This is a genomic window from Streptomyces sp. NPDC042346 (genome assembly GCF_055581845.1).
The window spans coordinates 182773-208471 of record NZ_JBVJEH010000005.1 but is presented as its reverse complement, the minus strand read 5'-3'; the positions used below and the strand labels follow the sequence as shown (position 1 = coordinate 208471).

23 protein-coding genes are annotated in these 25699 nt (G+C 72.3%); 16 read left to right on the top strand and 7 right to left on the bottom strand.

The genetic code is table 11. From position 1 onward, the window contains the following. Window positions 1-16 precede the first annotated feature (16 nt). A complete protein-coding gene (locus ACZ6K0_RS22515; protein ID WP_376403594.1) occupies window positions 17-1078 on the bottom strand; it encodes an iron-siderophore ABC transporter substrate-binding protein in 1062 nt (353 codons plus the stop codon). Window positions 1079-1341: 263 nt separating this feature from the next. Beyond that, on the bottom strand, window positions 1342-2700 hold the full coding sequence (locus tag ACZ6K0_RS22510; RefSeq protein ID WP_469229894.1) for a lysine N(6)-hydroxylase/L-ornithine N(5)-oxygenase family protein: 1359 nt from the start codon (window positions 2698-2700) through the stop codon (window positions 1342-1344). 247 nt (window positions 2701-2947) lie between these two features. On the opposite strand from ACZ6K0_RS22510, the gene ACZ6K0_RS22505 reads away from it, so the two are divergent. The 3 genes from ACZ6K0_RS22505 (at window position 2948) to ACZ6K0_RS22495 (ending at window position 5859) form a co-directional block, all read left to right on the top strand. Then, on the top strand, window positions 2948-3895 hold the full coding sequence (locus tag ACZ6K0_RS22505) for a methionyl-tRNA formyltransferase (RefSeq protein WP_469229892.1): 948 nt from the start codon (window positions 2948-2950) through the stop codon (window positions 3893-3895). Between the two features lie 17 nt (window positions 3896-3912). Beyond that, on the top strand, window positions 3913-4728 hold the full coding sequence (ddaH, locus tag ACZ6K0_RS22500) for a dimethylargininase (protein ID WP_469229890.1): 816 nt from the start codon (window positions 3913-3915) through the stop codon (window positions 4726-4728). 75 nt (window positions 4729-4803) lie between these two features. Continuing rightward, a complete protein-coding gene (locus tag ACZ6K0_RS22495; protein WP_469229889.1) occupies window positions 4804-5859 on the top strand; it encodes a MarR family winged helix-turn-helix transcriptional regulator in 1056 nt (351 codons plus the stop codon). Here ACZ6K0_RS22495 and ACZ6K0_RS22490 read toward each other — a convergent pair. Next, window positions 5846-6766, bottom strand: coding sequence for an NAD(P)-dependent oxidoreductase (locus ACZ6K0_RS22490; RefSeq protein WP_469229887.1), 921 nt, complete (start codon window positions 6764-6766; stop codon window positions 5846-5848). The two genes, ACZ6K0_RS22495 and ACZ6K0_RS22490, sit on opposite strands and share 14 nt — an antisense overlap. 70 nt (window positions 6767-6836) lie before the next feature. Between ACZ6K0_RS22490 and ACZ6K0_RS22485 the strand changes: the two genes are divergently transcribed. Beyond that, entirely contained in the window at window positions 6837-7187 is a 351-nt protein-coding gene (locus ACZ6K0_RS22485; RefSeq protein ID WP_376403605.1) for a winged helix-turn-helix transcriptional regulator, read from the top strand. Window positions 7188-7438: 251 nt separating this feature from the next. Continuing rightward, entirely contained in the window at window positions 7439-8434 is a 996-nt protein-coding gene (locus ACZ6K0_RS22480; RefSeq protein ID WP_469229885.1) for an RICIN domain-containing protein, read from the top strand. 21 nt (window positions 8435-8455) lie between these two features. On the opposite strand, the gene ACZ6K0_RS22475 is transcribed toward ACZ6K0_RS22480, so the two are convergent. Further along, entirely contained in the window at window positions 8456-9964 is a 1509-nt protein-coding gene (locus ACZ6K0_RS22475) for a family 43 glycosylhydrolase (RefSeq protein WP_469229883.1), read from the bottom strand. Between the two features lie 475 nt (window positions 9965-10439). Between ACZ6K0_RS22475 and ACZ6K0_RS22470 the strand changes: the two genes are divergently transcribed. The 3 genes from ACZ6K0_RS22470 to ACZ6K0_RS22460 all read left to right on the top strand — a co-directional run bounded on the left by ACZ6K0_RS22470 (window position 10440) and on the right by ACZ6K0_RS22460 (window position 12465). Next, entirely contained in the window at window positions 10440-11387 is a 948-nt protein-coding gene (locus tag ACZ6K0_RS22470; protein ID WP_469229881.1) for a hypothetical protein, read from the top strand. A 104-nt stretch (window positions 11388-11491) separates the two neighbouring features. Beyond that, entirely contained in the window at window positions 11492-11938 is a 447-nt protein-coding gene (locus ACZ6K0_RS22465; RefSeq protein ID WP_469229880.1) for a hypothetical protein, read from the top strand. Between the two features lie 173 nt (window positions 11939-12111). Continuing rightward, window positions 12112-12465, top strand: coding sequence for a hypothetical protein (locus tag ACZ6K0_RS22460; RefSeq protein WP_469229878.1), 354 nt, complete (start codon window positions 12112-12114; stop codon window positions 12463-12465). Window positions 12466-12468: 3 nt separating this feature from the next. Here the strand turns inward: ACZ6K0_RS22460 and ACZ6K0_RS22455 are convergent, their stop codons facing one another. Next, window positions 12469-15666, bottom strand: a complete 3198-nt coding sequence (locus ACZ6K0_RS22455; RefSeq protein ID WP_469229876.1) for a tetratricopeptide repeat protein — start codon at window positions 15664-15666, stop codon at window positions 12469-12471. Window positions 15667-15780: 114 nt separating this feature from the next. Between ACZ6K0_RS22455 and ACZ6K0_RS22450 the strand changes: the two genes are divergently transcribed. Beyond that, window positions 15781-16698: a hypothetical protein gene (locus ACZ6K0_RS22450; RefSeq protein WP_376403621.1), complete on the top strand. Its 918-nt coding sequence runs from the start codon at window positions 15781-15783 to the stop codon at window positions 16696-16698. Between the two features lie 16 nt (window positions 16699-16714). Here the strand turns inward: ACZ6K0_RS22450 and ACZ6K0_RS22445 are convergent, their stop codons facing one another. Together ACZ6K0_RS22445 and ACZ6K0_RS22440 are read right to left on the bottom strand one after the other, a co-directional pair. Next, window positions 16715-17023, bottom strand: coding sequence for an AzlD domain-containing protein (locus ACZ6K0_RS22445; protein ID WP_376403623.1), 309 nt, complete (start codon window positions 17021-17023; stop codon window positions 16715-16717). Then, entirely contained in the window at window positions 17020-17784 is a 765-nt protein-coding gene (locus tag ACZ6K0_RS22440; protein ID WP_469229873.1) for an AzlC family ABC transporter permease, read from the bottom strand. The genes ACZ6K0_RS22445 and ACZ6K0_RS22440 overlap by 4 nt, the downstream gene beginning before the upstream one ends. A 57-nt stretch (window positions 17785-17841) precedes the next feature. Here ACZ6K0_RS22440 and ACZ6K0_RS22435 point away from each other — a divergent pair, with 57 nt between their 5' ends. From ACZ6K0_RS22435 to ACZ6K0_RS22405, 7 genes are all read left to right on the top strand, one after another. After that, the gene (locus ACZ6K0_RS22435; protein WP_469229871.1) at window positions 17842-18495 is read left to right on the top strand and encodes a CGNR zinc finger domain-containing protein; all 654 of its coding nucleotides are present in this window, start codon (window positions 17842-17844) and stop codon (window positions 18493-18495) included. A gap of 217 nt (window positions 18496-18712) precedes the next feature. Further along, window positions 18713-20101 (top strand): (2,3-dihydroxybenzoyl)adenylate synthase, encoded by a 1389-nt coding sequence (locus tag ACZ6K0_RS22430; RefSeq protein WP_469229869.1) that lies wholly within the window; start codon window positions 18713-18715, stop codon window positions 20099-20101. A 223-nt stretch (window positions 20102-20324) separates the two neighbouring features. After that, entirely contained in the window at window positions 20325-20861 is a 537-nt protein-coding gene (locus tag ACZ6K0_RS22425) for a hypothetical protein (RefSeq protein ID WP_469229867.1), read from the top strand. A gap of 74 nt (window positions 20862-20935) precedes the next feature. Further along, complete coding sequence (locus tag ACZ6K0_RS22420; protein WP_376403633.1) at window positions 20936-21772, top strand: DUF4097 family beta strand repeat-containing protein; 837 nt, start codon at window positions 20936-20938, stop codon at window positions 21770-21772. 39 nt (window positions 21773-21811) lie between these two features. After that, window positions 21812-23029 carry a cytochrome P450 gene (locus ACZ6K0_RS22415; protein ID WP_469229865.1) on the top strand — a complete coding sequence of 406 codons (1218 nt, stop codon included), beginning with the start codon at window positions 21812-21814 and terminating at the stop codon, window positions 23027-23029. A 13-nt stretch (window positions 23030-23042) separates the two neighbouring features. Then, window positions 23043-23276: a ferredoxin gene (locus tag ACZ6K0_RS22410; RefSeq protein WP_469229863.1), complete on the top strand. Its 234-nt coding sequence runs from the start codon at window positions 23043-23045 to the stop codon at window positions 23274-23276. 144 nt (window positions 23277-23420) lie between these two features. Next, window positions 23421-25661 carry an MMPL family transporter gene (locus ACZ6K0_RS22405; RefSeq protein ID WP_469229861.1) on the top strand — a complete coding sequence of 747 codons (2241 nt, stop codon included), beginning with the start codon at window positions 23421-23423 and terminating at the stop codon, window positions 25659-25661. Window positions 25662-25699: the final 38 nt, after the last annotated feature.

The following is a 25699-nucleotide window of genomic DNA, read 5'->3' as shown; positions in this document are numbered from 1 at the left end:
GGGCAGCGGTGCGTCGTCACTTGATGGCCGCGAGCAGCGGCTCGATCTCGTCGATGGCGTACGGGATCGACAGGACGGTGTTGAAGGAGAACGCGGCGCCGATGTCCGGGTCCTGGTAGGGCACGAACAGGTCGCGCTTCTCCTGGTTGACCTTCAGCTTCTTGTAGAGCGGCTCCGCCTTGATGCGGTCGTTGGCCTCGGTGCTGGAGGTGACCCAGACGAGCCGGTCCACGTCGAGGACGTTCAGCTTCTCGGCGCTGAGCTCGGCGACGTTCCAGCCCGGCTTGGCCAGGCCGTCGATCTCCGGCTTCAGCTTGAAGCCGAGCCCGGAGAAGAAGATCGCCTTGGGGTCGGTCCTGGTGAACGCCGAGTACTTGCCGGCCTCGAAGGAGTCGGCGACGGTCAGCGTCTTCTGCGCGAACTCGGGGTGCTTGTCGCGGACGGCCTTGAAGCGGGTGTCGATGTCCGCGATCAGCTTCTCGGTCTCGGCGTCCTTGCCGAGCGCCTTGCCGATCTGCCGGGTCATGACCTGCCACGGCGCACCGTAGTCGGGGTGCTCCTTGGGCTGGGCGACGACCTTGGTGAACTTGGAGAGCGTGTCGTACTGCTCCTTCTTCATCCCCGAGTACTGGGCGATGACCAGGTCCGGCTTGAGCGCGGCGATCTTCTCGATGTTGTACTCGTCGCGCTCGCCGACGATCACCGGCTTCGTGTCGCCCCACTTGTCCTTCGTCCAGGGCCACTTGCCGTACGGCTGCTCCTTGAACCAGTCGACCGAGCCGGCCGGCTCGACACCGAGCGCGAGCACCGCATCCTGGTCGGAGAGGCCGAGGGTGACGATCGTCTTCGGCTCCTTGTCGATCGTCGTGCTGCCGTACTTGTGCGCGACCGTCACCGGGAACGCGGCGGGCTTGCCCGCTCCGTCGGCCGACGCCGGCGCGGAGGGCGTGGAGGACGAGCCGGACTTCTCCGTCCCGCCCCCACAGGCGGCGAGTGCGAGCGCCGCCACCGCGAGGACGGCCACGCGGGGAGCGGATCTGGCGAACCGCGCGAGCGCGGGACGTGCACCAGTGGACACAGACTTTCCTTTCACGGGGATTCACAGTGCGTGCCGCCCCCGCCGGGCGAGAGCGCTGCCCGGCGGGGAAGCGGCGGGTGTTGCGTGGGGGGCGCGGAGAGGTGCGAGGGGTGCGGCACGGGGGTTCCTCGCGGGGGCCGGTCCCGGCGGACCGGTTCCAGCGGACCGGGTGTGGCGCAGACCGGGCCTCGCGGACCGGTTCCTGCGGACCGGGCCTGAGACGGACCGGCTCCAGCGGGCCCGGGGCCCGGCGCGGGTCGGGTCTAGCGGGCCGTGCCGACGCCGTCGGCGACGGGCCGGTTCTCGCGGGCGGCCGGCACGGCGGCGGGGCGGTGGCCGACGATCGAGTCGAGGATCTCCCCGACCCTGATCGCGGTGTTGGAGAGCAGCGACGACGTGATGCCGTGGGTGTGCTCCGTACCGCCCTGGAGGTAGATGCCGCAGCGCAGTTCGGGGTCGGTGGCGACGCGGTAGTCGCGCTCGACGCGTATGCGGCCCTGCTCGTCGCGGTGGCAGCGCTCGGCGACGTCCCCGAGGAGGCCGAGCGGGTCGGCGGGGCTGTAGCCGGTGGCGAGCACGACCACGTCGGCGTCGAGCGTGGTCTCCTCGCCGCTGACCAGGGACCTGACGGTGGCGCGGGCTCCGTCGGGGCCGTCCTCGACGCCGACGAGCCGGGAGATGTTGAGGAAGCGCAGCCGCTCGGTGCCGAGGACCTTCTCCTGGTACGACTGCCGGTACAGGTCGTCGATGAGGTCGATGTCCACCACGGAGTAGTTGGTGTTGCCGTGGTACTCCATCAGCTTGCGCTTGACGTCGTCGGGAGCGGTGAAGTACTCGTCGACCGCTTCGGGGTCGAAGATGCGGTTGGCGAAGGCGCTGTCGTCGGCGGGGCTGTAGCCGTAGCGGGAGAAGACGGCGCAGATCTCGGCGTCCGGGAAGCGGCGGTGCAGGTAGGCCACGTTCTCGGCGGCGCTCTGCCCGGCGCCCACGACGACGAACCTCTCGGGGGCGGTGCCCTCCAGGCCGTCCACCTTGGCCAGCAGGTCGGAGTTGTGCCAGACGCGGTCGCTGCGCTCGATGCCCTCCGGCATCCGGGGGCGCAGTCCGGTGCCGAGGACGAGGTTGCGGGCGCGGTGGACGACGAGCTCCGATCCGGCGCGGGCGGTGACCTCCAGGTACTCCACCACGCCGTCCTGGACGACCGGTTCGACGGCGATGATCTCGTGGCCGTACGAGACCATGTCGTCGACCTTCGCCGCCGCCCACTCGAAGTAGTCGTGGAACTCCACGCGCAGCGGGAAGAGGTTCTTGTGGTTGACGAAGTCGATCAACCGCCCCTTGCTCTGCAGGTAGCAGAGGAAGCTGTACTCGCTGGACGGGTTCCGGAGCGTCACGAGGTCCTTGAGGAAGGACACCTGCATGGTCGCGTCGTCGATCAGCATGCCGCGGTGCCAGCCGAAACACGGCTGCCGCTCGAAGAAGTGCGCGGTCACCGCCTCCTCCCTGCCGACGCGTGCGTTGTGCTCGCTGAGCGCCAACGCCATGGCCACGTTGGACGGCCCGAAGCCGATTCCAATGAGGTCGTGGACCAGAGGTGTGTCGCCAGGAAGAACCTGAGACATGTCACTCCCATCGTGCGTGCCGCCTGTGGGGGGCGTGGCAGGGAACAGGGCATCGGGGCACACCGGAGAGGGCGACCCGAGCGGAACTTAGGTAAAGCTAACCTGATTTGATGGCGCCTGTCGACGGGGTGTCGCGAACAGCACCGAAACCATGGCTTCGAACAGCCTTGAAACATCACCCAGTTGTGATGTTAGGTAAGCCTTGCTTTACTTACGCCGATCAATCGCTCTTCCGAGGAGGAAGCCCATGCGGGTCGTCATGTTCGGTTATCAGACCTGGGGCCATCGCACCCTCCAAGCGCTCCTGGACTCCGAGCACGACGTGGTGTTGGTCGTGACGCACCCCAAGAGCGAGCACGCGTACGAGAAGATCTGGAGCGACTCGGTCGCCGACCTGGCGGCGGAGCACGGCGTGCCCGTCGTCATCCGCAACCGGCCGGACGACGAGGAGCTGTTCGAGCGGCTCAAGGAGGCCGATCCGGACATCATCGTGGCCAACAACTGGCGTACGTGGATCCCGCCGCGGATCTACGATCTCCCGCGCCACGGCACGCTGAACGTCCACGACTCCCTGCTGCCGAAGTACGCCGGCTTCTCGCCGCTGATCTGGGCGCTGATCAACGGCGAGCCGGAAGTGGGCGTCACGGCCCACATGATGGACGAGGTGCTCGACGCCGGCGACATCGTCCGGCAGGAGTCGGTGGCCGTGGAGCCGACCGACACGGCGACGGACCTGTTCCACAAGACGGTCGACCTCATCGCCCCGGTCACGATCGGCGCCCTCGGCCTGATCGCCTCCGGGCAGACCGAGTTCACCCGGCAGGACAGGTCGCAGGCCAGCTTCTTCCACAAGCGGGCCGAGGAGGACATCCGGATCGACTGGAGCTGGCCGGCCGAGGTGCTGGAGCGCCTGGTCCGTGCCCAGTCCGACCCGTATCCGGCCGCCTTCACCTTCCACCGCGGAAGGCGTCTCGAAGTCCTCTCCGCCGTGGTCTCCACGGGCCGTTACGGCGGGACGCCCGGCCGGATCTTCTACCGCGAGGGCGACGGCGTCGTCATCGTCGCCGGAGCCGACGCGCGCACGGGCCGCAACCACGGCCTGGCCGTCACCCGCGTCCGCACGGACGACGGCCGCGAGCTGTCCGCGGCCGAGTACTTCACTTCCATGGGCGGCTACCTCACCGGCCGCCCCTGACATCGAGGACCCTCACCATGCGTACCGCACGGCCTCGGCACTACCTCATGTGCCGGCCCACCCACTTCGACGTGGTCTACTCCATCAACCCCTGGATGGACCCGGCGAAGCCCGTCGACACCCAACTGGCCATCACCCAGTGGGAGAAGCTGCGCGAGGTCTACCTGAGCCTCGGGCACACCGTCGACACGATCGACCCCCTCCCCGGCCTCCCCGACATGGTCTTCGCCGCCAACGGCGCCACGGTGATCGACGGCCGGGCGCTCGTGGCGAGGTTCCGCGACGCCGAGCGCATCGCGGAGGGTCCCGCCTACCACGACTGGCTGCGCGACAACGGGTTCCCCGACCTCCGCACCGCCGACGTCGTCAACGAGGGCGAGGGGGACTACCTGTTGACCGGCGACTGGCTGCTCGCCGGTACGGGCTTCCGCAGCGACCCGCGCTCGCACGACGAGGCGCAGGAGTTCTTCGGGCGCCCCGTCATCGGGCTGACGCTCGTGGACCCGGACTACTACCACCTCGACACCGCGCTGACGGTGCTCGACGAGCGGACGATCGCGTACTACCCGGCGGCCTTCTCGCCGGGCAGCCTCGCGGTCCTGCGGCGCCTGTTCCCCGACGCCGTCATCGCCACGGCCGAGGACGCGGCGGTCTTCGGACTCAACGCGACCTCGGACGGCTACAACGTGGTGCTGCCGCACAACGCCACGGGAATGACCGAGCAGTTGCGCGCCCGGGGCTTCCACCCCATCGGCGTGGACCTCTCGGAACTCCTCAAGGCCGGTGGCAGCGTGAAGTGCTGCACGCTGGAGCTGCGGACGGCCACCGCATAGCCACTGACGTGCCCCGGAAGGTCCCGGGGTGCGTCGCTGAATGAATATTAGGTTAGCCTCACCTAAGGATGAGTCATGGAGCAGTCGGTCGTCTCCGGGACGGCACACGACCCGGAAGGCAAGCAGTTCGCCTTCGTCGGCCTCTCGAACGTACCGACCGACTGGGCGCGGGTCCTCGCGGCGCTCGCCGGTACCGACCTGACGCTCCCCGCGCTCCCGGGCGAGACACCGGTCGCGCCGCCCGCCACCGGTGCCCCGGCGCGCACGACGCCGCCGAGCGTCCTCGACCTCCACGCGTACCTCCTGACCGCCATCGGCAAGGCCGCGCGTCGGCGGCTTACCGACCGGCTGGCCGCCCGGGGGCTCCGGCTGTGGCACCTCACCGTGCTGGCGCTGCTCGGCGACCTCGGCCCGCAGATGAAGACGGCCCTGGCCGCCCGGCTCGACATCAACGCCAGCGACCTCGTGAAGATCGTCAACGACCTGGAGCGGGCCGGGCACGTGGACTGCGTCCGGGACCGCTCCGACCGGCGCCGCGTCGTCGTCGCACTGACCGACGAGGGCAGGGCCGCACTCGCCGACCTCAGCGCCGACATCGCATCGGCGGACGACGAGATCCTCGCCCCGCTGAACCCGGCGGAACGCGACCAACTGGGCTCCCTGTTACGGCGGGTGCACCGCCACCTCGAACCGGCACCGGCCGGCGTCGTGCACGAACCGGCGGGGAGCGACCGTCCCCGAGGGCGGGGCGCCGACATCCCCGTACGGACCCACTCCGTCGAGGACGGCCGGATCGACTGGTCCCTTCCGGCGGAGTCCCTCGCGCGGTTCGTCGACGCCCGACGGAACGCGTACCCGGCCGCGTACACCCACCACCACGGCCGGCGGCTCGACATCCTCGCCGCCACGGTCACGCGCCACACCTACGCCGGAACGCCCGGACTGGTCCTCCACACCGAGGACGAGGGCGTCGTCATCGTCACGGGAGCCGCCGCCCACACGGGCCACAACCACGCCCTCGCCCTCACCCGGGTCCGCACGGAGGAGGGCCGGGAGGTCGCCCCGGAGGAGTGCTTCGGGGCGACGGACCCGGAACCCGTCGGCGAGCGCCGAACTCTCAGCGACGGGTGAGGACTTCGGCGATCCGGATGAAGCCCTCGGCGCCGTGGCCCAGGCCCACCGTGCGGCGCGCGAGCCCCTCGGCCGCCCGCATCACGCCCGCGTCGATGCCGTGGGCCTCGGACGCCTGGACGATGTGCGCCATGGACGACACCGCGGACGTCAGCGGATTGCCCTCGCCCGAGTAGGCACCGCTCTCCAGGTCCTCGGCCAGTTCCTGGAACAGCGGCGGCAGGATCGCGCCGATGCCCTGGGCGAACGGGGCCAGTTCGCTCGGCGAGACGCCCTCCGCCCCCGCCAGGGCGACCGCGTGGACGTACCCCGCCATCGACGTCCAGAAGATGTCGAGCAGCGCGATGTCGTACGCCGCCGCCCGGGCGATGTCCTCACCGAGGTGCGTGTGGCTGCCGCCCAGGACGTCGAGCACCGGCCGGTGTTCGGCGTAGAGCTCGGCCGGGCCGCTGTGCAGGAACACAGCCTGCGGCGTGCCGATGGTCGGGGTGGGCGTCATGATGGCGCCGTCGAGATACCGGATGCCGTGATCGCCGGCCCAACGGCCGGTGTCCCGGGCCCGGTCCGGGGTGTCGGCCGTGAGGTTCACCAGGGTGCGGCCCTTCAGCGCCGCCGTGACGGCGACCTGACGGAGTACGGCGTCCGTCGCGTCGTAATTGACCAGGCAGACGACGCTGAGCGGGCTCGCGCCGACCGCTTCCTCGACCGTCGCCGCCCCGATCGCGCCCCGCGCGACCAGCTCACGGTCCCGGCCCGGGGTGCGGTTCCACACGGTGGTACGGACCCCGGCGGCCACGAACGCACCGGCCAGCGCACGGCCCATGGGGCCGAGTCCGACGACCGTCACGGACGGCACCTCGGACGAGGTCGGGGAAGAAGAAGGGGAGGAAGAAGGGGAAGAAGACATCGCGGAACTCCCTTGTACATGAGGTAAGAAGAAAAGACATGACCGAGGTACGAGGACGGGGACGAGCACGATGACGCGTGGCCGGGCCGCAGACACGGAGGTCTGCGGCGTGACCGCGGCCGTCGCAGTGATCGACGGCAAGTGGAAGACCCTGCTGCTCTGGATGCTCGAATCCGGCCCGCACCGGCCCGGTGAGCTGCGCCGGCGGATCCCGGCGATCAGCGAGAAGGTACTGACCCAGGCCCTGCGGGAGATGGAGTCGGACGGCCTCGTGCACCGCGAGGTGCACGACGTGGTGCCGCCGAAGACCGTCTACTCCCTGACCGACTTCGGCCGCGAGCTCTCCGACGCGCTGGCGCCCCTCTCCGACTGGGGCCACCGCAGGCTGGACCGGCTCGCCGAGGAGCGCGCCGCGTCCTGACCGTTCGACCGTCTCCTTTCCCTCTCCGTTCCCTCGGCCACCACCAGGTTCTCCCCGCGCCCCTCCCCCGGCAAGTACCCACAAAAAGGTGGGTGTGCCGACGGCACTCCGGCGGCCGTCGGCCGGCGCCACGTCAACCGGCGGCCTCGGGGTCCTTCGGGAGAGTGCTCCTGTTTGCCACCACGATCTGCCGCCCCCTAGGGTTCTGACCTGCTGGAACACCATTTGTCCCTGCGGCGAAGGGCGCCATCATGGCTGCCGACCGGCCTGACGACCAGGAGCCGGCCCGCGCGCTGGGCAGGGCGCTGCGCGACCTCCAGCGGCGCTCCGGATGCACGCTCCGGACCCTCGAAACGAGCGTCCGCATCAGCGACTCGTCGCTGTCCCGTTACTTCCTCGGCAGCACCGTTCCCCCGTGGTCCACGGTGCGCGCCCTGTGCGAGGTCCTCGACGGCGACCCCTCCGCGTACCGGCACTTGTGGGAGGCCGCCGACCGCAGCCAGCGCAAACCGGTCCGGCGTCAGCCGGGCGAGGGAGGCGAACCGGGCGGGGACGTACCGGTTCAGGACGCCGGTCCGACGGAGGTGGAGGCGGACGCGGAGGCGGACGCGGAGGCTCCGCAGGAGGCCGCCGCGTCGCAGGACGCCGACGGGCCCGCGATCGCCGCCGAGGCGTCGGACGCCGTCCTGCCCGAGCCGGCGCGGCGCCCGCTCTCCGTGCGGAGACGGCACGTGGCCTGGGCCGTCGCGGGGGCCGCGATCGGCCTGGTGATCGGCGTCGTGAGTGCGGTCCTGGTACTCGCCCGGCCGCAGGCCCCGGCAGGCGCCGGCGATTCCTCGGCGGGCACACAGGGCGCGTCCGCCACGTCCGCCACGTCCGCCACGTCGGAGATCACCCGCATCTTCGTGAGCCGGGCGACGGGCGCGTGCCTCGACGACAGTCTCGACCAGGGCACCCGGTCCTTCGCGTGCAACGGCATGTCGTACCAGCGCTGGACCGTCCGCACGACGGAGGACGGCAGCACCCTGCTCAGGAACCACGCGACGGGAGAGTGCCTGGACCACCATCCCGGCGGCCTGACCACCACGGTCTGCGGCTCGTCCGCGTCACAGCGGTGGACCGTCACCGCGCGGGACGACACGGCCGTCGAGGTCAGGAGCACGACGGCCCGGCACTGTCTGGCCGACAGCGCGGGCGGTCTGCGGGTGCTGCCGTGCGACGGGACGACACCTCAGAAGTGGGCCTGACACGAAGTGGCCGGACAGGCCCTACGACACCTCCACGGCGTCGAGCTCCGTGTACCGGTCGCCCTTCGTCAGACGGACCGTGTTCCACCCCTCGCGCAGGTCCACCGGCACCTCGCGCGACGTCCACTCGTCCCACCCGGTGTACGGGTAGTCGACGGCGCCCGCACGCGTGCCGTTGACGGTCAGCAGGTGCGACGCGGCGGCAGGCGCGCCCGCGTCGTCCAGCGAGCCGTTGCCGTAGCGCACGGCCAGGGTGTGGCGGCCGGGCGAGGCGGCGAAGACGCGGAACTCCACGAAGCTGTCGGGTTCGTCGATGTGCCCGACGGCCCGGTCGCCCCAGGCGTTCCGCGCCTCGCGGACAGTCGCCGCGTGCACCCGGGCGAGCTCTGCCTCGTACACCGCCTTGCTGCCGCGCACGACCGGACGGCCGTCGGCGAATCCCAGGTCGGCGGCGTACAGCACCCGTCGTGAGGCGTCGGCGCCCCGGCCGTGGAAGAGGAGCCGGTCCCGGCCGTCGGGGCCGGTCACGACGTCCTGGCCGCCCGGTCCGCCGATCGCTCCCGCGAAGGACGCCGTCGTCATGAACGGCCCGCTCCCCTTCACGTACGGCCCGGTGAGCGCGTCGGCGGTCGCCCAGCCCGCGGCGTAGGCCTGGGTGCGGTAGTCGCCGCCCGAATACAGGAGGACGTAACGGCCGTCCCTCTTCACGAGGGTGGGTGCCTCGACGAGGCCCTGCTCCCAGCTGTGGGGATCGTCCTGCTTGATGAGCCGGACGGGGTCCCCGGTGACCCGGGTGCCGTCCCACGAGACGGGCTGGAGATGGAGCCAGGTGTCCAACTGGCAGCAGTTCCCGTCGCTCTTCCAGAGGAGGTGGCGGGTGCCGTTCTCGGTGTAGCTCGACGCGTCGATCGCGCCGCCCTGCCCGGTCGGACAGACCAGGGGGCCGTCGCCGACCGGCCGGAACGGGCCGCCGGGCGAGGACGCGAGCGCGACGCCGATGCACTGGCGCCCGCCGGCCCGGTCGCGGGCCGTGTAGTGGAGCGTGAAGCCGTCGCCGTTGTCGAAGACTTCCGGTGCCCAGACATGGCCCGGCGGATCGAGCGTGACCCAGGCGCCGACCTCGGGCAGGACGTCCGCCCCGTCGACCGTCCAGTGGACCAGGTCGGTGGAGGTGGCGTGCTGGATGTTCCTGCCGTGGGCGTTGGTGGCGTAGGCGTGGAAGACCCCGCCGACCCGCACGACGTCCGGGTCGGCGAAGTCCTGGTCGAGGACGGGCGTGGGCGGCCCGGTCGGCGAGGGCGGCGCGGGTGCGTGGGCTGCGGCGGCCGGGGCGAGGGGTGTGGTGGTGGCGGCGCCGGGGAGCGCGGCGAGGCAGGCAGCCGCGCCGCCCAGCGCCACGGCCGCGAGGAACCCCCGCCGGGACGCGGCCCGTCCCCTGCCGATCGGTCCGCCTGCCCGGCGGCTTCTCGCGTCCGCGCGGCGGAGAAGTCCGCTCTCCCGCTCGTTCCGGTGGTCCACGGATCGGCTCACGGATCGGCTCCCTCGGTTCGGGCCGGCCCGCCGTCGCGGGCGACCTCGGTGTCGGCTGCTCTTCACTGGTCCCGCGCCTCGGTGCGCTGCGCGGGGCACACCACGAGAACGACGCGGCCGCCGTCGCGTTGCGCCGTTCCCGGCTCCTGTCCCGGGGACTCCTTTGTCCCGGGACAGGAGAGTCCCCGCAGGTCAGCGGCGCCGGGATCCCGACTTCGCCGAAGCGGGCGGGACACGGTTGCGGGCCGCTTCCCGCCCGGCACAGACTTCGGTTGTCCGGCCACGGCACCGCTCGACAGCGGCACCCGACCGGGCGTCCCGCCCCCGGTGCGAACCCGCGCCGTGCGGCGGAGCCACGTGGCCGCCGCACTCCGGCGCACCGACGCCAACGCCCTTCCCCGCCACCTCGGGCCCCGGTCGTCCCCGACCTTCCCCGCACCTCCCCGACCCTCCCGACCCACCGCAGGAGACCCTCATGCCCCGGCACAGCTCTGCCCGCCGCTCCCCCGTCGCCGCCACCCTGGCGGTCACCGTGGTGGTCACCGGCGCCACGATCGCCCTCGCCGCGACGCTGCTCGCCGGCTTCGGCGAACCGGCCGCCGGCGAACGACCACCTCCCGTGCGCCCCGGCTCCACGGGAGCGGTGACCGCCGAGGACCGGCTGCTCCACGACGCCGAGCAGCGGCTGCTGCGGGACTGCATGCGCCGGCACGGCTTCACGTACCGGGTGTTCCCGCTCGACGAGGACGCCGGGGGCACGGCCTTCGTGTACGTCCTCGACGACGCCGACCGGGCCCGACGGCACGGATACGGCTCCGACCTGCGACGGCACCGGGAGGCCCGCGCGGCGAGCGATCCGAACCGCACCTACTTCGCCGCGCTCCCGGCGGACCGGAAGGCGAAGGCGCTGGCCGCTGCCAACGGCACGTCACCCGACGGGCTGACCGTCCGCCTACCGGGCGGCGGAACCGTACGGCGCAGCGATCGGGGGTGCGTCGCGGAGGCCCAGGGCGCGCTCTACGGAGACCTCGGCGCCTGGTTCCGTGCCTCGACCCGCGTCGACGCCCTGGACTGGATCCGCCGGAGCCGCGTCACGGCCGACAGCGGCTACCTGCGGCGGCTCGGCGCGTGGCGGGGCTGCATGCGGCGCGCCGGGCACGAGTTCGCGACACCGGCCGACGCCCGGACCGCCGCGCTGTCCCCCGTACGCCCCCTCGGCAAGGACCGCGAGGTGGCCCTCGCCCTGGCGGAGGTCCGGTGCGCCCGGGAGTCGGCGCTGGCCCGTACGGCCCGGGATCTCGACGCCCACCACGGCAGGCTCCTGGCCCGCGAGTACCGCGCGGACGTCGAGACACGGGAGCGGCTGAGGACGGCGGCACTGCCCCGCGCCCGCCGTGTCCTGGGCGACGGCCCACGGGACTGACCGTCCGGGCCCCACGACTCCGCCGCGTGCCACGAGGCACACGGCGGCCCCACCGGCCGCGCCGCACACGGCGGTACGGCCACCCACCCAGAAGGAGAACCACCATGCGCATCAAGCGTGCCCTGGCCACTGCTCTCATGGTCGGAGCCCTCACCCTGCTCACGGCCCCGGTGGCCGACGCCCGCGTCGCCGTCCCCGAGGCCCCGGCGGCCGTCGCCCCGGCGGCGGTTGCCGTCCCGGACGGCTTCCTTTACGCCTGGGAGCACCCCCACGCGGGCGGATTCCACTGCAGGTGGAACGGGCCCAACGGCAACTGGGCCGGCTGCCGGGACAGGGTCTCGGACATCTGGAACAACGGCTTCCCCGGCCGCGGTGAGGACGTCAAGCTCTTCCGCGGCACCTCCTGGGAAGGCTCGTGGGTCTGCCTCCACCAGGGCCACTCGATTCCCGACCTCGGCGCCTCCGGCCTGACGTTCTTCGGCGAGGGCGTGGGCCAGGGCGAGCCCGTCAACGACCATGTCGGCTCCCACCTCTGGGTCGACGCCTGCTGACGACGCCCCACCTCGACGCCGGCCCGACGGGACACCCCCGCCGGGCCGGCGTGTGCGGTCGCGACGGCGGCCCCGGCGCGGATATCGGGTGGCCTGCCGTTCTGCGCTGCGGCTAGTGTCCGGGGTCCCCGTCGGCCGTATCCCCGGCCGCCCCTGCCAAGAGAGCGATGCACATGACCGGCCTTCAGCCGACGACGACCCTGTGGCGGCCCACCGGACCCGTGGAGCTGGACCTCGTCCGCGAGCTGAACTGGCGTGCGTGGCCGCCGCGTCTCCCCGAGCAGCCGATCTTCTATCCGGTCCTCGACGAGGACTACGCGATCAGGATCGCGCGGGACTGGAACGTGAAGCACGACGGGGCGGGGTTCGTCACCCGCTTCGAGGTCGACACGGAGTTCCTGCGCCGGTATCCCGTCCAACAGGCCGGTGGGCGGACGATCCTGGAGCTCTGGGTTCCGGCCGAGGAGCTGGACGACTTCAACGCCCACATCGTGGGCGAGATCCAGGTGGTCCACGAGTTCCGGTGAGGGCTACAGGAGTCTGCCGCCACGGAGCCGTGGCCGCCATCGCGACCGCCAGGTGTCGCGGCTGTCCCGCACGGCGAGAGAGATCGGGTGGTCCGCCCCGAGGACCCGCTCGGCGAGCGGCAGGAGCACGGCACATTGCCGGGCGGCGGCGTTCGCGTCCCCGGCCACGCCCGTCCAGGTGGACAGGTCCAACCGGAGGTGGAGCGTGCGGGGGTGTTCCGGGCCGAGTACCCGCTCGAAGACCGGTATCAGTGCGGCGCACTGGTCGCGGGCGATCGTCTCGTCGCCGGCCCGGCCGATAGTGGTTGCGAGATTGTGCCGGAGCCCGATCACATCGGGGTGCTCAGGTCCCCACCCTCGTTCGAGCACCGGCAACACCTCGGCCTGCATGTCACGGGCCGTTGCCGGATCGCCCGCCCGCGCGGTCGCACTGGCGAGATTGCAGCGCAAGGTCAGCGTGAGCGGGTGTTCCGAACCGAGCACCCGATTCATCGCAGGGAGCAGCTGTACGTCCAGGTCACGCTCGCCGGCCGGGTCCCCCGCTGCCCCCGTCCATCGGGCGAGCCTCTCCCGCGCTCTCAGGGTGTCCGGATGCTCCGCTCCGAGGACGCGTTCTCGCACACCCACCAGCTCGACGCACAGCGCCCTCGCGTTGCCCGGGTCACCCGACTCTCCGATCCAGCCGGCGACGTGGTCCCAGCAGGCCAGGGTCACCTCATCGTGCAGACCGAGCACGCGCTCCAGGTCGGGGAGCAACTCCTCGCTCAGGTCGAGAGCGGCGTCCCTGTCGCCCGCGGCCGCGGTCCACTTGGCGAGCTCGCTCCGCAGGGTGAGCGTGTGGCGGTGTTCCGGGCCGAGCACCTGCTCGAAGACCGGCAGAAGTCGGGCGCACTGGTCTCGCGCGGATGTCTCGTTCCCGGCCGTCCCGATGCTCCGCGCCACGTTCAACGCGACGGCCAGCGTGTCCGGGTGTGACGCCCCCCTGACCTCGGTGAAGAGGGGAAGCAGCTCGCTGTGCCGATCGAGCATGCCGGTCGTGCCGCCCGCCGCCTCCGTCCAGTCGATGAGGTAGGTACGAAGGACCAGCGTGCTCGGGTGCGCGGGACCCAGCGCGCGCTCCATGACAGGGAGTAGTGCGGCGTACTGGTCACGGGCCGAGGCCGCGTCTCCGCCCATCCCCGTCCATCGGGCCAGCTCGGACCGGGCGTAGAAGGTGTTCGCGTGCTCGGGCCCGAGCACCGCGGCGAAGGCCGCCGGCCAGGGCTGCCACCGTTCCCGTTCGTCGACGACGGTTTCGGCGGGGCGGCCGAGCAGGCTGTGGATGACGGCCGCGGAGTCGTGGGAGGCGTACCAGCGGTGCCGGGCCTCGGACCGGAGGGCGTACCGGTGCAGCGGGCTCTGCGGCGTGTGCTGGGCGAGGGGTGCGCACTCGTCGATGGCCGCGACCATGGCGGCGTGGCAGTCGGCCGGGTCGATGCCGAACTGGGCGTCGCCCGGCCGGAGCAGGTAGTCCTCCGCGAGGCTCGCGTGGAACAGGCCGACGTGTTCGTCCAGTTGCCCCGGTCGGGTGCGGACGACGAGCCCGGAGAGGCGGACGAGGGTGTCGCGCACCTGGGTGACGGTGCCGGGGCCGTGCAGGTGGCGGCTGGCGGCGACGAGCAGCGGGAGGGGGACGGTGGGGCCCGCGGCGGCGACGGCCAGTGCGCCGATGACGGGCCGGATGGCGGTGCGCCACTCCGTCGGGTCGTCGGCACCCGCCGCGATGAGTTCGCCCTCGTACAGAGCTCGGAGGACGGCCGTCGTGTCGTCGCCCGGGGCCGCCGGGGAGTAGCCGGGGCGCAGTGCGCTGTCCGTGAGGAGGTGGGCGAGTAGCCAGTTCCCGTCGGCCCGCCGGACGATGGAGGGGACGTGGGCCTCCGCGACGCCGCGTCCGCGCGCGTACGCCTCGATGGCCTCGGGGCCGGTCCGGTCGGTGTCGACGAGGACGCTTCCGGTGACCCGGACGGAGGCCGGTCTGCCGGTGGTGACGACGTGCACGTGGGGGCCCGCCGCGCTCAGCGCTCGCACGAGAACGCTCCGGGTCGCGGTGGGCAGTTCGTCCAAGGCGTCTATCACCAGGCGTACGGGGGAAGGGGGTCGAACGAGCGCGAGGGGACCGAGGACGTGCTGCTCCAGCGCGTCGAAACCCTCCCGCTCGGCGGGGCTGAGTCGTGACAGGTAGTCCTGGGCGGCTTCGGGGAACCCGGGAACCGTGATGCGGAGTTCGGCGGCCAGTGTCTCGGCGACGCTGGCGACGGTACTCGACCGCGTACCGAAGACGATGCCATGGAGGAACTCGTCGGGCCCCAGGGCGAGGGCTGCGGCGAGGGTCGACTTCCCGCTCCCTCGCGGGCCGACCAGTGCCACACGTGTGCTGGACTCCGTCGCGGCCACCAGCTCTCCCAGGACGGCCGTGGGCTGGATGTGGCCGGTGAGCTCGGTGATCCTGTCCAGGACCGCGACAGCGGCGTCGGATCCCGCACCGACCAGGGCGCGTGCCGCGTTGTGGGCCCACCACAGGCCCTCGTCGCCGTCCGCCGCCCAGCTGCCTCCGTCGTGGGTGATGCGCTGGGGCCGCTGGTCGCCGGCGGCCTCCATCATGGGTTTCCGCAGGTACCGGGAGTCGACGGTGGACCCGGCGTTGCCGACTCCCCGGCGCACCACCTCGATCAGGCACTCCGTGACCCTTCCGCCGAAGGCGGGGGCGTCCGCGCTCGCGGTCAGGATCTCGTAGCGTCTCAGGTGGCGGCCGAGGCCGACCTCGCGCCAGGCACCGGCCTGCGCCGCACCCACGCCGGCGTGACAGGTGTCGAGGAGGACGAGCAGTCCGTCGAGCCGCGGCGAGTCCCGCAACTGCTCCTTGAGGAGCTGGGAGAGCAGCACGTCCTCGCCGGAGCGGCCCAGGCCGGTCCCGTCGACGGGGAGGAAGTAGAAGTCCTCGCCGCTGGAGACCCCATGGCCGATGAGCGCCAGGACCAGCGTCGATTCCGTCCTGTCGGCGCTCCGGAAGGCTTCGTCGAGCGCGCCGACCAGGGCGGAACGGGTCGGGTTCAGGAGGACGGGCCCCGACTCCAGCGCGCTGGTGCAGTCCCCCAGCCGGGGAGCGGTCAGGACGTCGGCCAGCTCCTGCGCGAGCCCGGGCAGGAAACCGAGCGTACCCAAGGCGTCACACTGGGATCCGATCACCAGGGCTCGCCGGGATGCTCGCTCGCCCGCCATACCTCCACAATGGAACACAGGGGCCGAGAACGCAGCTCCGCACAGAGGAGTCCGGGTATGACTTCGATCATCCTGGTCCACGGCATCGCCCAGGAACAAGAGGCGGCCGACACACTCGAAAGCGCCTGGCTGCCCGCACTCGCGGGAGGCGTGCGCAACGCCGGACACGCGACCCTGGCCGACCGGCTCTGGCCCCCGGCACCCAACGGGCCCCGTCTCATCCGCATGGCCTTCTACGGGAAGAAGTTCGGCGTCCCCGACCAGGGCGGGCCCGCCGACGGGATCCCCGTCGCACAGCAGGACGCGGCCGAGGAGGTCGCGTACGCCTGGCTGGTCAACGCCACGGACTCCAGCAGCAGGAGGGACGCCGGGAACGCGCGGCTCGAACTGCGGGCGCTGGAGCAGGACATGGAGCAGGCGCAGGGCATCGGCGCCGTCAAGGGAAGGGTGATCGCGGCGGTCGACCGGCTTCCCTGGCTCAGTCAGGCGGGCCTCGCCGGAGCGGGACGCGTCAACAAGACCCTGGGGCAGGTGGTCCGTTACCTGACGGATCCCGATGTCCGCACGTACGCCCTCGACCAGGTCCGGCAGTGCCTCGACGACGACACCCGCGTCGTCATCGGGCACAGTCTCGGGTCGGTCGTCGCCTACGAGGCGGTTCGGGAGCGGACGTCGCCCCTGCCGCTGTTCATCACCCTCGGGAGCCCTCTCGGCCTGAGCGCCGTCAACCGCCGCCTTCTCCAGCCCCCTTCGTTCCCGTCGTGCGTCGCCCGCTGGATCAACCTCGCGGACCGGGACGACTTCGTCGCCGCCCGCCCCGACCTGGCCACCGTCTTCGACACGAACCGCCCGCCGGGTGCCCGCTTCGACAGCACCTACACGGTCGACAACGGATCCAGCCCGCACAAGGCGAACTTCTACCTCTCGAAGGTCACGACCGGGCAGGCGATCGCGGAGGCCATGGCGGACCGGTGAGGTCGACCGCCGGATTTCACCCGGTCCAGAGCCGGAGGAGCGCCGTGACCCCCACCGCGCCCAGGAGGGCCACCGGCATCGGCGCCTTGTAGTGGCGCAGGGCGACCACGGCCGCGAGTCCGGCGAACAGGGTGGGGTCGACGGCGCTCCAGCCCGGCCCGACGAGGCCCGTCACGAGGAAGCCGGCGAGCAGGGCCGGCGCGAAGAGGGCGATCACGGACCGGGCGCGTGCGGGCAGTTCGCGGCTGCCCAGCACCGCCGGCCCGACGGCCTTGAAGGTGAAGCTGACCAGGGCGACGGCGCCGATGGCGATCCAGAGGGTCATGCATCCACCTCGGCAGCGGAGTCGGCGGGGCTGTCGGCGGGAGCGGGCCTGGCGGGGGCCTCTGTGGCGGGCCTGACGAGGGCGATGAGGGCGGCGGTGGCCGCGCCCATCAGCGCCGGCCCGGTGGGGAGGAAGAGGACCAGTCCTGCCGCGATGGCCCCGCCGAGCAGCGCCGGCAGTCGGTTGGCCCGCTCCTTGTGGAGCTCGCCGATCAGGAACGTCACGAAGAGGGCGGGGGTGAGGACGTCGAGCCCGAGCGTGTGCAGGAGCTCCGGCTCGGGAGCGACGGCGACGCCCAGCGCGGTCCCGGCGACCCACGCCGGCCACTGGATCAAGGTCGCGCCGAAGAGCACGTACCGGTCGAAGCGTCCGCCGCCGCGGTGCGCCGCGGCCCACGAGCCGTCGACCACCGCCTGGCCTTCGAGGGCCCGGCGCAGCGGGCCGCCGCGGAGGTCGCCGGCGACGGCCATGCCCATGGGGAGGAACCGGCTGTTGATCAGAGCCGCGGCGGTGACGGCGGAGACGATGCCTCCGCCGGTGCCGAAAGCCGCCACCAGGGCGAACTGCGCGGAGCCGGAGAAGACCACCAGGGAGCAGAGGACGGGCGCGAGGGTGCCCCAGCCCTGCGCCTGCGTCAGCGCGCCGAAGCTGGTGGCGAGGAGGAACGAGGCGGCTGCCAGTCCGGACCCGACGTGGAGCCCTGAGCGGAAGCGCTCACGAGGTGTGGCGACGTCTCGCGTCACCGGCAGGGAGCTTGTCATGCCCCGCAATCTAACAGCCATAAGCGCTTATGGCTGTTAGAAGGGTAGACTGATGCCGTGGCAGCAGAGAAGAACGGATCCGACGTCGGGGTACGCACGCCCGACACAAGTGCCGGTGTGACGCTCATGGGCGGACACCCGGTACTGGACTTCGCCAACACCGTCGCCTGGCGGACCGACCCCGACCGCCGGGCCGAGCGGGTGAAGAGCGGCACGGCATGGGCGCGGTGGGCCGTCGCCGCCGGACTGCTCACGTCACGGCAGTCCGCGGAGCTCCAAGAGGCGCTGGCGACGGCCGAGGCCGAGGAGACCGAGCGGCAACTGGCCGCGCTGCACCACCTCCGCGCCCTGCTCTGGCCCGTCCTGGACGCGCTCACCGAGGGCGAACCCCCGCCGCCCGACCCGTGGAACGACCTCCGGCAGGTGATCCTGCTGGCCCACGAGAACGCGGAACTGCCGCCCGCGTTCCCGCTGCGCTGGCAGCCCGGCACGGGGCGGCTCGCCGACCTGGGCCACGCACTCGCCCTGGAGGCCGAGGCCCTGCTGGCCGGCCCGGGCCTCGATCGCGTCCGGCGCTGCGGAGGGCCCGGCTGCGGCTGGTTCTTCCTCGACCGCAGCCGCAGCGGCACCCGGCGATGGTGCAGCTCCGGCGACTGCGGCAACCGCGACCGCGCCCGCCGCCACTACGCGCGCACCCGGCAGGCGCAATGACCGCGCCGAGCAGCCGCTCCTGACCCCACGGCAGCACGCCGCCCTCTACGCGCCACCCTGCCGTCTCCCCTGGTCAGCAGCGTTCATTGGATCTTCCGCCGAGGGCGTTCCGCGCCCTTGGTCGGGAAGGCGTCTTGTCCGTGGAGGTGCCGGCGGATTTCATGGCCGAAGCCAGGACGGCGGGATTCCCCCTCTGTCGGAAGTGCAGAGGAAGCGGATGCCATCCATGCTCGACGGCTGTACGCCCTGGCCCGAGGAGTTCGCCGACCGCTACTGGGCGGCCGGGCACTGGCGCGGCAACACGCTGGACAACCTCCTGCGCGGCTGGGCCGTGCAGTACGGGCAGCGGACCGCCCTCGTGCACGGCGACACCCGCGTCACGTACGCCGCCCTGAACCGGCGTGTGGACCGCATGGCCGCCGGGCTTCGGCTGCTCGGCCTCCGCCCCGGGCAGTGGATCGTCGTCCAGCTGCCGAACGTTCCCGAGTTCGTCTCCACCGTGTTCGCGGTGATGCGCGCCGGCCTGGTCCCCGTCTTCTGCCCCCTCTCGCACCGCACGCCCGAGGTCGCCCATCTCGTACGGGCCACCGAGGCCGTCGGCTACGTCGGCCCGTCGACGTACGCGGGCTTCGACCACACGGCGATGGCCGCGGAGATCGCCTCCCAAGGCCCCTTCCTGCGGCGGGTGTTCACGTACGAGGCGCCCGGCGACTACTCCCCCTACGGGGGCCTCACGGTCGACGCGTCGAACTGCCACTACCTCCCGCTGAACTCCCTCGACTCCCCGTCCGAGCCTCCGCTCCCGCAGAGCGCCGACCGGGTGGCGTTCCTCCTGCCCTCCGGCGGTCCCGAGACCGCACCCCCGCTCGTCCCGCGCACCCACAACGACTCCGCCTACCAGGCGCGGGCCGCCGCCGAGCTGGTGTCGCTCACCGAGGACGACGTCTACCTCGCCGCACTGCCCGCCGAGTCGCCCCTCGCCTTCGGCTGCCCCGGCATCGTCGGCACCCTCTCCGTCGGCGGCACCGTCGTCCTGGCCGACGACCCGGGACCCGACGCCTGCCTGCCCGCCATCGAGCGCGAGCGGGTCACCGTCACGTCGGTGACGCCCGCCGTCGCCGAGCGCTGGCTCGACGCGCTCCCCACGGCCGGGGCCGACGTGAGCAGTCTGCGGCTCGTCCAGGTCGGCGGTGCGCCCCTCCCCCGGACGACCGCCGAACGGATCGGCTCCGAGCTGGGCTGCCGTCTGCAGCGGTTCTCCTGCGCCGCCGAGGGGCTCCTCACGCTCACCCGGCTCACCGATCCGGACGAGACGGTGCTCACCACCCACGGCCGCCCGCTCTCGCCCGACGACGAGATCCGCATCGTCGGCACCGACGGCCGGGACGTGCCCGACGGGGAGCCGGGCGAGCTCCTCGCCCGCGGCCCGTCCACCCCGCGCGGCTACTACCGGGCACCCGACCACACCGCGCGCGCCTTCACCGCAGACGGCTACGTCCGCACCGGCGACGTCGCCCGCCGCACCCCGGACGGCAACCTGGTGGTGATCGGCCGCGTGGAGGACGGGCCCGCACCGGGTCCGGCGCGCGTTCGCCCCACGCCATAGGCACGCGGAGGAACGCCGTACGCCCCGGTCTGGATCACGGAGATGGTGCGGCGGCAGCACGCCGAATAGCCCAGCGCATGGCGCACCACCATGCGGCGCCGCACGACGCCACATGGCACTACATGGCACCGCATGGCACCGCATGGCGCCAGATGACACCCGGCGGCGCCATTTGGCGCCACGGGGACTTGCAATGGCGCCACAGTGGTGCCACTATCTCTTCATGGACCTGACCCCCTACGTCGACCACCTCCGCAACGAGCTCGCGGTCGCCGCCAACGCCGGCGGTGACGAAGCGCGCGCCCTGGCCGAGCGGCTGACCGCCCCCCTGGAGTCGGCCGCCCGCCTGACCCTCCTCAACGCACTGTCCGCCGCCTCGGAGGAGATCACCCGCGAGCTGGCGCCGGGCTCGGTGGACGTACGGCTGCGGGGGACGGACCCCGAGTTCGTGGTGACGTCGCCGCTCGGCTCCGAGACGCCGAACGAGGACGCCACCCCCATGGCGGCACCGATGGCGCCACGGACGGCACCGGTGGCACCACTCGCCGGGGACGGCGACGACGGGAGCACCGCGCGCATCAACTTCCGGCTCCCGGCCCACCTCAAGGCCCGCGTGGAGGACGCCGCCGGCCAGGAGGGCCTGTCGGTCAACGCCTGGCTCGTACGGGCGGTGGCCGGCGCCCTGGAACCGGCCGGCACGGACCGGCCCGCCCCGCGCGCCACCCGGGTGGGCCAGAGCTACCGGGGATGGGTCCGCTAGCCGGACCACCGCTTCCCCACGTCACCCGCACCACCTGCGCATTCACACACCAGAGCCAAGAGGACGGGACAGCCATGCCTTCTTTCGAGACCCCCGAGCCCATCACCGCGATCCTGGACTTCGAGGTCGGGAACGTGCGGCTCGTGGCCGGCGAGCGTACGGACACGGTCGTCGAGGTGCTGCCGAGCAACGGAGCCGAGGACGTCGACGTACGCGTCGCCCAGCAGACCAAGGTCACGTACGCCAACGGCACCCTGACCGTGAAGGGGCCGAAGAAGCGCTCGCCGTTCGGCAAGCACGGATCGATCGAGATCACCGTCGAGCTGCCGGCGGGCTCGCGCCTCAACGGCACCGCCTCCATCGGGGACTTCACCAGCGAGGGGCCGCTCGGCGAGTGCCGGGTCAAGGCCGCGCTCGGCGACATCCGGCTCGACGAGGCCGGCGCCACCCATCTGCGGACCAGCCACGGCGACATCCAGGTCAACCGGGCGACCGGCCGTGCCGAGATCCACGGTCAGGGCCGGATCGAGTTCGGCGAGATCGCGGGCACGGCCGTCATCAAGAACGGCAACGGCGAGATCGAGATCGGCGAGATCACCGGTGACCTGAAGGCCAACTCCTCCAACGGCCGCATCACGGTCGGCCTCGCCCACGCCTCCGTGGACGCCAGGTCCGCCAACGGCGCCATCCGCGTCGACGAGGTGGTCCGGGGCGTGATCCAGCTCCAGGCCGCCGCGCACGACGTGGAGGTCGGCGTACGGGAGTCCACCGCGGCCTGGCTGGACGTCAACACCCGGGTCGGCACCGTGCGCAACGCGCTCGGCGCCGCCGAGGGTCCCGACACCGCCGAGGAGACCGTCGAGATCCACGCCCACACCGGGGTCGGCGACATCGTGATCCGCCGCGCCTGAACTCCCCGCCACCGCACGTCATCCACCACGGAGGACACCATGCAGCAGGAGCGCTTACCCCACCCCGAGCCCGTCACCCTCCCCACCCGGCGCACCGCCGGCTGCCCCTTCGACCCGCCCGCCGGGCTGGCGGAGCTGCGCGAGGAACGGCCGCTCGTCCGCATGACGTACCCCGACGGGCACGTCGGCTGGCTGGCCACCGGCTACTCCACGGTCCGCGCGATCATGGGGGACAGCCGTTTCAGCTCGCGGTACGAGCTGATGCACTACCCCTTCCCCGGGGGGCCCGAGGGCCCGCTGCCGCCCGCCCCGGTCGGCGACATGACCGGGATGGACGCGCCCGAGCACACCCGCTTCCGGCGCATCCTGACCGGCAGGTTCACCGTCCGCCGGATGCGGCAGCTCTCCGACCGGGTCGCGGAGATCACCTCCGAGCACTTGGACGCGATGGAGCGCGGCGGCCCCGGCGCCGACCTGGTCGAGGCCTTCGCCCGCCCGCTGCCCGCGCTGATGATCTGCGAGCTGCTCGGCGTCCCGTACGCCGACCGCGGGCGCTTCCAGGGGCACGCCGACATCCTCATGTCCAGGGACGTGTCACCCGAGGACCAGTACGCCGCCTACGTCGGGCTCCAGGAGTACATGGCCGAGCTGGTCGCCGCCAGGCGCGCCGCACCCACCGACGACCTGCTCGGGGATCTGGCCCAGGACTCGGACCTCACCGACGAGGAACTGGTGGGTGTCGGGGGCTTCCTGCTCGCCGCCGGGCTCGACACCACCGCCAACATGATCGCCCACGGGACGTTCGCGCTCCTCACCCATCCCGCCCAGGCCGACGCCCTGCGGGCGGACCCGGAGCTCGCCCCCCAGGCCGTCGAAGAGCTCATGCGCTACCTGACCATCGCCCACACCAGCGTGAAGTCCGCGCTGGAGGACGTCGAGCTGGACGGCCGGCTCGTCAAGGCGGGCGAGAGCGTCACCCTCTCCCTGGAAGCCGCCAACCGGGACCCGGAGCGGTTCCCCGACCCCGACACCCTCGACGTCCACTGCAAGGCCACGGGACATCTGGGCTTCGGGCACGGCATCCATCAGTGCCTGGGCCAGCAACTGGCCCGCGTCGAGATGGCGGTGGCGCTGCCGGCGCTGCTGAGGCGGTTCCCGACGCTGCGGCTCGACGTGCCGGCCGACGAGGTGCCCCTGCGGACGGACATGAACATCTACGGCGTACACCGGCTGCCGGTCACCTGGGACGAGAGCTGATCCCGTGGATTCCATGGAATCCACGGATCCCCTGGTCATCCGCGTCGACCGCGCACGCTGCCTCGGCGCCGGCATGTGCGCCCTCACCGCCCCTCAGGTCTTCGACCAGGACGAGGAGCAGGGCCTTGTCCTCCTCCTGAACGCCCGACCGCCGCAGGAACAGCACGCGGCCGTCCGCGTCGCCGCCGGCGTCTGCCCGGCCAAGGTCATCACCCTCGTGCAGCGCGGCTCCTCCCCCGCCTCGTAGCCGCATCCCTCCCCACCACACCGGTCCGCCGCCGTCGGCGTCTTCGGCATGCCCTCGGCGGCGTCCCGGCCCACCCACCGACCAACCCACGCACGAACCACCCCACCCACCCACCGACCACCTCACCGACAGGATTCCTCCACCGTGGCCACTTTCCTCGCCCAACTGGGCCGCTTCGCCTTCCGACGGCGGGGCCTGGTCGTCCTCCTGTGGCTCCTGGCCCTCGTCGGCGCGGGCGTCGCGGCCTCCACCGCCGCCGCACCGCCCGCGGACACCTTCTCGATGCCCGGCACGGAGTCGCAGAAGGCCTTCGACCTCCTCCAGGAGAAGTTCCCCGACGCCCGCGCGGACGGTGCCGCCGCCCGCGTCGTCATCCGCGCCCCCGGCGCCGAGAAGATCACCTCCCCCGCCCGCAGGGCGCAGGTCCAGCAGCTCGTCAAGGATCTGTCCGAGGCGCCTCAAGTAGCGCGCGTGGCGGGTCCGTTCGAGGCGAACGCCGTGAGCGGGGACGGGACGACCGCGTACGCGTACGTCACGTACGAGACGCGCGCCACCGAGCTGACCGACGCGGCGCACGACGGTCTCACCGACGCCCTGGAGCAGGCCCGGGACACGGGCCTCGCCGTCGAGGCGGGCGGCGACGCCGTCGCGATCGAGCAGGCGATGAGCGGGACGGGCGAGAAGATCGGCATCCTCGTCTCCGCCGTCGTCCTGCTCCTCACCTTCGGTTCCCTGGTCGCCGCCGGCATGCCCCTGCTGACGGCCGTGATCGGTGTCGGCATCGGCGTCAGCGGCATCGCCGCGCTGGGCAGCACCCTCGGTCTGTCGTCCACGACCTCGATGCTCGCGATGATGATCGGTCTCGCCGTCGGCATCGACTACGCCCTGTTCATCGTTTCCCGCTACCGCTCCGAGATCACCGAGGGGCGGGAGCGCGCGGATGCCGCCTCCCGTGCCGTGGGCACCGCCGGCTCCGCCGTCGTCTTCGCGGGCCTCACCGTGATCATCGCCCTGTCGGGGCTCGCCGTCGTGAACGTCCCGATGCTCACGAAGATGGGCCTCACCGCCGCCGGCACGGTCGCCGTCGCCGTACTCGTCGCGATCACCCTCGTGCCCGCGCTCCTCGGTTTCGCCCCCGTCAGGGTCCTGGCCCGCAGGGACCGCAAGCAGTACACCGGCAAGCCGCTGTCGAAGCGTCAGCAGCGCAAGGCCGACAAGCGCGCGGCCCGCGACAGGCCCAACCTCGGCGCCCGCTGGGCCGGACTCGTGCTCCGGCACCCCGTCGCCGTCCTGCTCCTCGGCGTCGTGAGCCTGGGCGCCGTCGCCGTACCCGCCGCGAGCCTCGAACTGGGCCTGCCGGGCGAGGGATCGATGGCCCCGCACACCACCCAGCGCAAGGCGTACGACCTGCTGTCCGACGCCTTCGGTCCCGGGTTCAACGGGCCGCTGACCGTCACCGTCGAGGCCGGGGACGCGAAGGCCGCGGCGGAGCGGGTCCGCACGGCCCTGGAGGGCGTCCGCGGGGTCGACGCCGTCTCCCCCGCCACCGTCAACGCCTCGGGCGACACCGCCCTCGTCACCCTCGTCCCCGCCACCGGTCCCACCGACGCGAGGACCGAGGACCTCGTCCGCTCCCTCCGAGGCATGACCGAGGGTCTGGAGTCCCGGTCGGGCGCCTCCGAGATCCTGGTCGCCGGGCAGACCGCGATGTTCATCGACTTCTCCCGGACGCTGGACGACGCCCTGCTCCCCTATCTCGCCCTGGTCGTCGGCCTCGCCTTCCTCCTGCTCATGCTCGTCTTCCGCTCCGTGCTCGTCCCCCTCAAGGCGGCGCTCGGCTTCCTCCTGTCGGTGTCCGCGGCGCTCGGGGCCGTCGTGGCCGTCTTCCAGTGGGGCTGGCTCGCCGACCTCTTCGGCGTCGACCAGCCGGGCCCGGTCATGAGCACCCTGCCGATCTTCATGATCGGCGTGGTCTTCGGTCTCGCCATGGACTACGAGGTCTTCCTGGTGTCCCGGATGCGCGAGGCGTACGTCCACGGCGCCCGCCCCGCCGAGGCGGTCGTCACCGGGTTCCGGTACGGCGGCCGGGTCGTCAGCGCGGCGGCGATCATCATGACCAGCGTCTTCTCGGGCTTCATCGTCGAGGACAACGACTTCGTCAAGATGATCGGCTTCGGTCTCGCCGCCGCCGTCCTCTTCGACGCGTTCGTCGTCCGCATGGCCATCGTGCCCGCGCTCTTCGCCCTGCTCGGCAAGGCCGCCTGGTGGCTCCCGAAGTGGCTCGACCGGCTCCTCCCGAACATCGACGTCGAGGGCGAGAAGCTCGCGCAGCGGCCCGCGGTGCCCTCGGAGGGCCCCGCACGCGAGAACCACCTGGTGGGCTGACCGCCCGCACAGCAGGTCGCTGAAGCCCCGCCCGGCCG